The sequence below is a fragment of the Nostoc sp. CHAB 5715 genome (assembly GCF_020829685.1).
Taxonomy (GTDB): Bacteria; Cyanobacteriota; Cyanobacteriia; order Cyanobacteriales; family Nostocaceae; genus Nostoc.
Genome location: NZ_JAIVFR010000306.1, coordinates 1 through 7,394 on the forward strand (window position 1 = coordinate 1; position 7,394 = coordinate 7,394).

Annotated in this window: 6 protein-coding genes and 1 pseudogene; 2 read left to right on the forward strand and 5 right to left on the reverse strand. The window is 43.7% G+C overall.

The window, feature by feature from the left end:
- A pseudogene (locus tag LC574_RS17895) lies at positions 1 to 844 on the forward strand (metallophosphoesterase); the annotation flags it as partial.
- A 325-nt stretch (positions 845 to 1,169) separates the two neighbouring features.
- Positions 1,170 to 1,928: a YebC/PmpR family DNA-binding transcriptional regulator gene (locus tag LC574_RS17900; protein ID WP_229454751.1), complete on the forward strand. Its 759-nt coding sequence runs from the start codon at positions 1,170 to 1,172 to the stop codon at positions 1,926 to 1,928.
- Between the two features lie 110 nt (positions 1,929 to 2,038).
- Here the strand turns inward: LC574_RS17900 and LC574_RS17905 are convergent, their stop codons facing one another.
- From LC574_RS17905 to sufB, 5 genes are all read right to left on the reverse strand, one after another.
- A complete protein-coding gene (locus tag LC574_RS17905; protein ID WP_229454752.1) occupies positions 2,039 to 2,275 on the reverse strand; it encodes a hypothetical protein in 237 nt (78 codons plus the stop codon).
- Between the two features lie 96 nt (positions 2,276 to 2,371).
- Positions 2,372 to 3,634, reverse strand: coding sequence for a cysteine desulfurase (locus tag LC574_RS17910; protein WP_229454753.1), 1,263 nt, complete (start codon positions 3,632 to 3,634; stop codon positions 2,372 to 2,374).
- A gap of 21 nt (positions 3,635 to 3,655) precedes the next feature.
- Entirely contained in the window at positions 3,656 to 5,101 is a 1,446-nt protein-coding gene (gene sufD, locus LC574_RS17915; RefSeq protein WP_229454754.1) for a Fe-S cluster assembly protein SufD, read from the reverse strand.
- Positions 5,101 to 5,889, reverse strand: coding sequence for a Fe-S cluster assembly ATPase SufC (gene sufC / locus LC574_RS17920; protein WP_229454755.1), 789 nt, complete (start codon positions 5,887 to 5,889; stop codon positions 5,101 to 5,103). The genes sufD and sufC overlap by 1 nt, the downstream gene beginning before the upstream one ends.
- A gap of 107 nt (positions 5,890 to 5,996) precedes the next feature.
- Positions 5,997 to 7,376, reverse strand: a complete 1,380-nt coding sequence (gene sufB / locus LC574_RS17925) for a Fe-S cluster assembly protein SufB (protein ID WP_229454756.1) — start codon at positions 7,374 to 7,376, stop codon at positions 5,997 to 5,999.
- Positions 7,377 to 7,394: the final 18 nt, after the last annotated feature.

The following is a 7,394-nucleotide window of genomic DNA, read 5'->3' on the forward strand; positions in this document are numbered from 1 at the left end:
GGATTCTAATACCTTTAATACACCATCACCCTTACCTGCAACTCAAGAGGGAGAAATTTCTCGCCAGGAATTGCAAAAGCGTCGCCAGGAAATAGATCGAGAAGAATTGCAGATTTTGGGAATATATGATCAGCTCAACCCAGATAAACCCACCGACGCGGAACAACTCGATGAACTTAGCGCCAAATTAGACCAAATAAACGAGATCAAAATCGATATTGAAAAACAATTGGCATCTCAGAAAATACCTGCGATCGACTTTGAACAACTTGAATGGTTGCGAAGCAGACTAATCGAATCTTGGAACAACTCCGAAGTGCGCGGACGGATTATCTTTTTCCACCATCCACCTTATGTCACAGAAGCGACAAAGTGGGATCAGGCACAAACCTTGGCGGTTCGTCACCGCTTGCGCTGGGTGTTTGAACAAGTGGCAGAAACTCTTGGTTTTCTAATTAAAGAACGTCCCATAGTCGATTTGATTTTAAACGGTCACGCTCACTGTTTGGAGCATCTTTGCACAACTGATACCGGATTTGCAGACTCTCACATTAACTGCATTATTTCTGGTGGTAGTGGTCATCGTCCCCGTTATCAACGGCGAGAGGGGACTGAATTGATGGAGACTTTTACGGAAATTGCAGGTAAACCCACTCGGAAAGTTGCCGATTCAATGCTTTTTGTGGGTCGTCATGATTACAATTTCCAGAACCGCCTGCCTTACTCATGTGTGCGGATTGATGTTCTGGATGGTAGCCCACCCAAGTTTATCATCAGACCACTGATTGCTGAACGGGTTGAAGATGAGTGGTATAACCGCGAACTTGAACCTTTTGTGATTTAAACAAAAAACCTCACCCTGGTTATGCTACGCAAAACCTGTCCCTCTCCTTATTAAGGAGAGGGATGTCCGCCAGGACTCTTTGAGGTTCAACGGAAATTATAAGTAATCATCCAACAATACAGATTCAATTGCTCGACCTACACTGTCATAAATCTGATTGTAACCACGAAATATCGGACGCGATCGCCCATATTAAGCTTCATCTAAAAATACCTTTACCAAACTTTAGAGACACTCTGATCTAGCCTTGCATAATTATCTGAAGTTATGGTTATTGCAAGCGTTTATATCTTAATCTTAAATAGAGTTTTGATAATTTCAGATTATGGCAGGACATAGTAAATGGGCAAATATTAAGCGCCAAAAAGCGGTAGTAGATGCAAAAAGGGGAAAAACCTTTACTCAGTTATCGCGGGCGATTATCGTTGCGGCTAGAAGCGGCGTACCAGATCCGGCGCTGAATTTTCAACTTCGCACGGCAATTGACAAGGCAAAGGCAGCGAGTATTCCCAATGATAATATTGAACGAGCGATCGCTAAAGGTGCAGGCACTTTTGGCGGCGATAATGCTACCTTTGAAGCGATTCGCTACGAAGGTTATGGCCCCAGTGGTGTAGCGATTTTAATCGAAGCCCTCACAGATAATCGTAATCGCACTGCTGCTGACTTGCGTGTAGCTTTTAGTAAAAATGGTGGCAATCTTGGCGAAACAGGTTGCGTTAGCTGGATGTTTGACCAAAAAGGCGTTTGTATAGTGCAGGATGTGGTTGACGAAGAACAGCTTTTAGAAGCATCCCTCGAAGGCGGTGCCCAGTCTTATGAGATGACTGAAGATGAGATGGCTGAGGTTTTTACTGACATTGGCAATTTAGAAACCCTTAACCAGACACTTAAAAATCAAGGCTTTAAGGTAACTGATGTCGAATTGCGCTGGATTCCCAGTAATAGTGTAGAAGTTACTGATCCAGATCAGGCGCGATCGCTTTTCAAGTTAATTGATACTCTAGAAGGCTTGGATGATGTGCAAAATGTCACAGCTAACTTTGATGTAGCAGAAGAATTGATGGCTCTGAGCATTTCTTAATCATTTACAAAAATAATTGTATTATTTAACCCCGTTGAAATCCCTACCAATCAACGGTTTTTTTAATTAATATCAAGTCCGCTATAGCAGTCCTAAATCATTTGTGAAAATTATATATCTTTTTTTTCTTTCTTCTCTTTGCGTCCTTGGCGTTCTTGGCGGTTCGTTTCCTTATATATATTTTTCACGACTCCTGCAAGGATTGCTATAGAATACAAGTCAATTACGAACGTAGCGATAGCGGAGTGAAGTAATCCCAATAAGGAAGCGATTGCTTCGTTCCACTCCGTTCCACTCGCAATGACATATCGTAAGTGATTAACCGGACTTGATATAAGTGGCGGCAAACGACAGCCTTGCTGATTTTACTCCAAATTGTGCCAACTATTAGCAAGATATGTTGCTGATATTTGGCACAATTAGTATTTGAATATTTTGTAACTTTAAGCAAGGAAACCTGCAAAAAAGTCCAGAGTTTCTTTCAGTGCTTTGATGAAAATATCAATTTCCTCACGGGTGTTGTAGAAAGATAGACTTGCTCGTGCGGTTGCAGCAAGACCTAAGTAACGGTGTAATGGTTGAGTACAGTGGTGTCCAGAACGGATAGCAACGCCTTCTTGATCTAATAACGTAGATAAGTCGTTGGCGTGGACTTCTTTGGCTGTGAACGACGCAAGAGCGGCTCTACCTTCACCGTTAGCATTTGGTTTGGGGCCGTAAATTCTAATTTGGGGAATTTGCTCTAGTTGTTGGAACAAATAAGCTGTTAATTCTGCTTCGTAGGCGTGAATTTTATCCATGCCGATACTGCTAAGATAATCGATGGCAGCACCAAGTGCGATCGCTTCTCCAATTGCAGGTGTACCAGCTTCAAATTTATGCGGTAATTCTGCATAGGTTGAATGGTCTAAATACACCTCTGCAATCATTTCGCCACCACCAAAAAATGGTGGCATTGATTCCAACATTTCAAACTTGCCATACAGAAATCCTATCCCAGTTGGGGCGCACATTTTATGACCAGATGCTACCAACCAATCACAATCTATCTGCTGCACATCGACAGGGAAGTGGGGAACACTTTGGCAAGCATCAACTAAAAATTTAGCACCATATTTGTGAGCGATCGCACCAATTTCTTCTACTGGGTTTATGCAACCCAAAGCATTAGAAATATGCACCACTGACACCAACTTTGTTTTTTCGGAAATCAGCTTTTTAAACTGTTCTAAATCAAAAGTTTCTTCTGGTGTTAATTCCACAAATTTCAGTCCTGCACCTGTTTTTTGCGCTACCAATTGCCAAGGCACAATATTACTGTGGTGTTCCATCACCGAGAGAATAATTTCATCTCCCGGCTGCAAATTATTCATTCCCCAGCTATAAGCTACTAGGTTAATCGCCTCACTTGCGTTGCGGGTGTAGACGATTTCCTGACGCGATGCAGCATTGATGAATTTGGCAACTTTATCTCTAGCACCTTCATAAGCATCAGTAGCTTTAGCACTCAGCGTATGGGCACCTCGATGCACGTTAGCATTATATTGTTCGTAATAATCCCGCAGGGTATTTAATACGAACAAAGGCTTTTGCGATGTCGCAGCATTATCGAGATAAACCAGGGGTTTCTCGTTGACTTTCTGATGCAATATCGGGAAGTCAGCGCGAACTTTATCAGCAAGGGTTTTGGTAGGAGTAAAAGTCATTGGTAGATTAGTTATTAGTCATTAGTCAGTAGAGACACGATTAATCGCGTCTCTACAATGGTCATTAGAGACACGATTAATCGCGTCTGTACAATGGTCATTAGTCAGGGACTTAAGATTATTGACTGTGTTTAATAGGATTTCTCGCAGAGAAGGAATTGGTATTTGGTTGATGACTTCGGCGGCGAAAGCGTTAATTAACAACTTCCGAGCATCGTTTTCATCAATTCCCCGACTTTGCAGATAAAATATTTCATCATCTTCCAATTGGCTAACGGTAGCACCGTGAGCGCATTTGACATTATCGGCAGTAATTTCCAATTGGGGTTTGGTATCAACTCTGGCTTTAGATGATAGCAGCAGATTGCGATTCAACTGGGCTGCATTTGTTAACTGCGCTGGTTTGGGTACAAAAACTTTACCATTGAACACCGCATGAGCGCGATCGCCTACAATACATTTATGCAATTGCTCACTTGTACCGTGGGGATAGTTGAGTGCGATCGCACTGTGAGTATCAGACAACTGCTTACCAGTAATCACCGTCAAACCATTGAGAGTAGTTTGTGTTTGCTCACCAGTTTGCAAAATTTCCAAATTGTGCCGCGATAGTTTTCCACCTAAAGTTATGGCATGACTTGTATATCGGCTATCACGAGCTTGGGCGATCGCAGTTTTCCCAATATGAAAAGCCTCTGCACCTTCTTGCTCAACCCTAGTGTGACTCACCTCAGCATTGTCACCCACCCAAATTTCCGTAACCGCGTTAGTTAAGTAAACTCCTTCCTCTGCGCTCTTGGCGTCTTGGCGGTTCGTATACTCCTCAACCAAAGTCACCTGCGAACCACTTTCCGCCACCACCAAACAACGCGGCTGCGAAATCGTCGCAGTCTCCCCCGCAACCGAAATAAACACCAAATGAATTGGCGTTTCAACTACCACATTCTTCTTCACCCACACCACAGCTGCATCAGTTATCCCAGCCGTATTGAGAGCAGTAAAAACTTCCTGCGCTCCCTCAGCTTGAGCTAAATACTGCTGTACACCTTCCTGCTCAACCACAGACAAACCAACCAAACTACTTACCACAATTCCATCTGGCAAATCTGTAACTGCGGATAACTCCGGTGCATAAACGCCATTAACAAATACCAAACGACTATTAGCCGCCTCTGGCAAAATATCAAATTGCAAAGACGCAAAATTTCCCGTCTCTAAATTAAATTGCACCTTTCGCAGAGACGACAAATCAGTAAATCGCCATTCTTCCTCGCGGCTGGTGGGAATAGTCGAGTGGCGTACCCAACTAGCAGCACCTTCGCGTAATTCCTGTAACCATCCCTCTGTTTTGGGTGCAGTTACCTGATTTAACAATTCAGTTAGATAGGTATCTTTATCTAACAGAGTCGATGTCAAAGTGACTAAATTCGAGTTGGGAATTGGACTAGGAGATACTTGAATACTCATTACACACCCACCTCAGCTGCAAATTCTTCCAGCACCCAGTCATAACCGCGAGACTCCAATTCCAGCGCCAGTTCCTTACCACCACTCGTAATAATCTGCCCCTGTGCCATCACATGCACAAAATCAGGCACAATATAATCAAGCAACCGCTGATAGTGAGTAATCAAAATTGTCGAATTTTCTGGACTTGCCAGTTGATTTACCCCATTCGCTACAATTCGGAGCGCGTCAATATCCAAACCCGAATCAGTCTCATCCAAAATTCCCAACTTTGGTTCTAGCAGCGCCATTTGCAGAATTTCATTCCGCTTCTTCTCCCCACCAGAAAACCCTTCATTCAAACTCCGACTGAGAAAACTGGCATTCATCTTCACCACATCCAGCTTTTCCTCAATCAAATCGTCAAAATCAAAAGCGTCTATTTCCTCTAAACCTTGCGCCTTCCGCCGGGAATTGTACGCCACCCGCAAGAAATCCAAATTGCTCACACCCGGAATTTCCAACGGATACTGAAACGCCAAAAACACACCACTTCTGGCGCGTTCCTCCGGCTCCAATTCCAACAAATTTTGCCCTTGAAAAATCACCTCACCGCCAGTCACCTCATACGCCGGATGCCCAGCCAACACCTTAGAAAAAGTACTCTTACCAGAACCATTCGGCCCCATAATCGCATGAATTTCGCCCGATCGCACCTCAAGATTCACACCCTTAAGAATCAGTGTTCCATCAACATTAGCCGTCAGATTCCTTACCGACAGCACAACTTCACTATTTTCAATAATCATCTTCTCTCCCTTCTCTTTCTCTGCGCTCTTGGCGTCTTGGCGGTTCGTTACTCTTCCAAAAGATAAACACAGAACGCAAATGTACCTGTGTTTATCCTTGCTTCCATTTATCCAACACTGCCTTCCAACTTCAAACTCAACAACTTATCAGCTTCCACAGCAAACTCCATCGGTAGCTGATTGAAAACATCCTTACAGAAACCGCTAACCATCATCGAAATAGCATCTTCTGAAGAAATACCCCGTTGAGCAAAGTAGAACAGTTGATCTTCCCCAATCTTAGAAGTAGAAGCTTCATGCTCCACCTTCCCAGTATTATTTTGCACCTGGATATAAGGGAAAGTATTAGCATGAGCATTATCCCCAATCAGCATAGAGTCGCACTGAGAATAATTTCTTGCCCCAATCGCTGTCGGATTGACTTTCACCAAACCCCGATAGCTATTACTAGAATTACCTGCGGAGATTCCTTTAGAAATAATTGTACTGCGGGTATTCTTACCTACGTGAATCATCTTTGTACCCGTATCGGCTTGCTGCATATTATTTGTCAGCGCCACCGAGTAAAACTCACCCACAGAGTTATCACCCACCAACACACAGCTAGGATATTTCCAAGTAATTGCCGAACCTGTTTCTACTTGAGTCCAGGAAATCTTGGAATTTACACCCTGACACAAACCGCGCTTGGTGACAAAGTTGTAAATACCGCCTTTACCGTTAGCATCTCCGGCGTACCAGTTTTGGACAGTGGAGTATTTAATTTCGGCGTTGTCGAGGGCGACGAGTTCCACAACGGCAGCGTGCAACTGGTTGCTGTCATACATCGGTGCAGTGCAACCTTCCAGGTAAGAAACATAACTACCTTCTTCGGCGACAATCAAAGTCCGCTCAAATTGTCCCGTGTCACCAGAGTTGATGCGGAAGTAGGTAGACAGTTCCATTGGGCATTTCACGCCTTTAGGAATGTATACAAAGGAACCATCGCTAAATACGGCGGCGTTCAAGGCGGCAAAGTAGTTGTCAGCTACAGGAACAACGCTACCCAAGTATTTTTGGATCAATTCTGGGTGTTCTTGCAACGCTTCGGAAATTGAGCAGAAAATAACACCATCTTCCGCTAGCTTTTCTTTAAATGTAGTAGCGACAGAGACGCTATCGAAAATCGCATCGACGGCGACATTTGCCAGTCGCTTCTGTTCAGATAGGGAAATGCCTAACTTCTCGAAGGTTTCTAAAAGGGTTGGATCAACTTCATCCAAGCTGTTTAGTTTTTCTTTCTTGCGTTTTGGCGCTGAGTAATAAATGATATCCTGATAATTTATTGGCGGATACTTGACATTCGGCCAAGTTGGTTCCGTCATTTTTTGCCACTGGCGATAAGCTCTGAGGCGGAAGTCCAGCATGAACTGCGGCTCGTTCTTCTTAGAGGAGATCAAGCGGATAACGTCCTCGTTTAGTCCACGCTCAATTGTGTCGGCTTCAATATCTGAACAGAAGCGACT

Bases quoted from the DNA above. Each gene is read 5' to 3' on its own strand.
- LC574_RS17900 (WP_229454751.1), top strand. From the start codon at position 1,170: ATGGCAGGACATAGTAAATGGGCAAATATTAAGCGCCAAAAAGCGGTA.
- sufD (WP_229454754.1), bottom strand. From the start codon at position 5,101: ATGAGTATTCAAGTATCTCCTAGTCCAATTCCCAACTCGAATTTAGTC.
- LC574_RS17910 (WP_229454753.1), bottom strand. From the start codon at position 3,634: ATGACTTTTACTCCTACCAAAACCCTTGCTGATAAAGTTCGCGCTGAC.
- sufC (WP_229454755.1), bottom strand. From the start codon at position 5,889: ATGATTATTGAAAATAGTGAAGTTGTGCTGTCGGTAAGGAATCTGACG.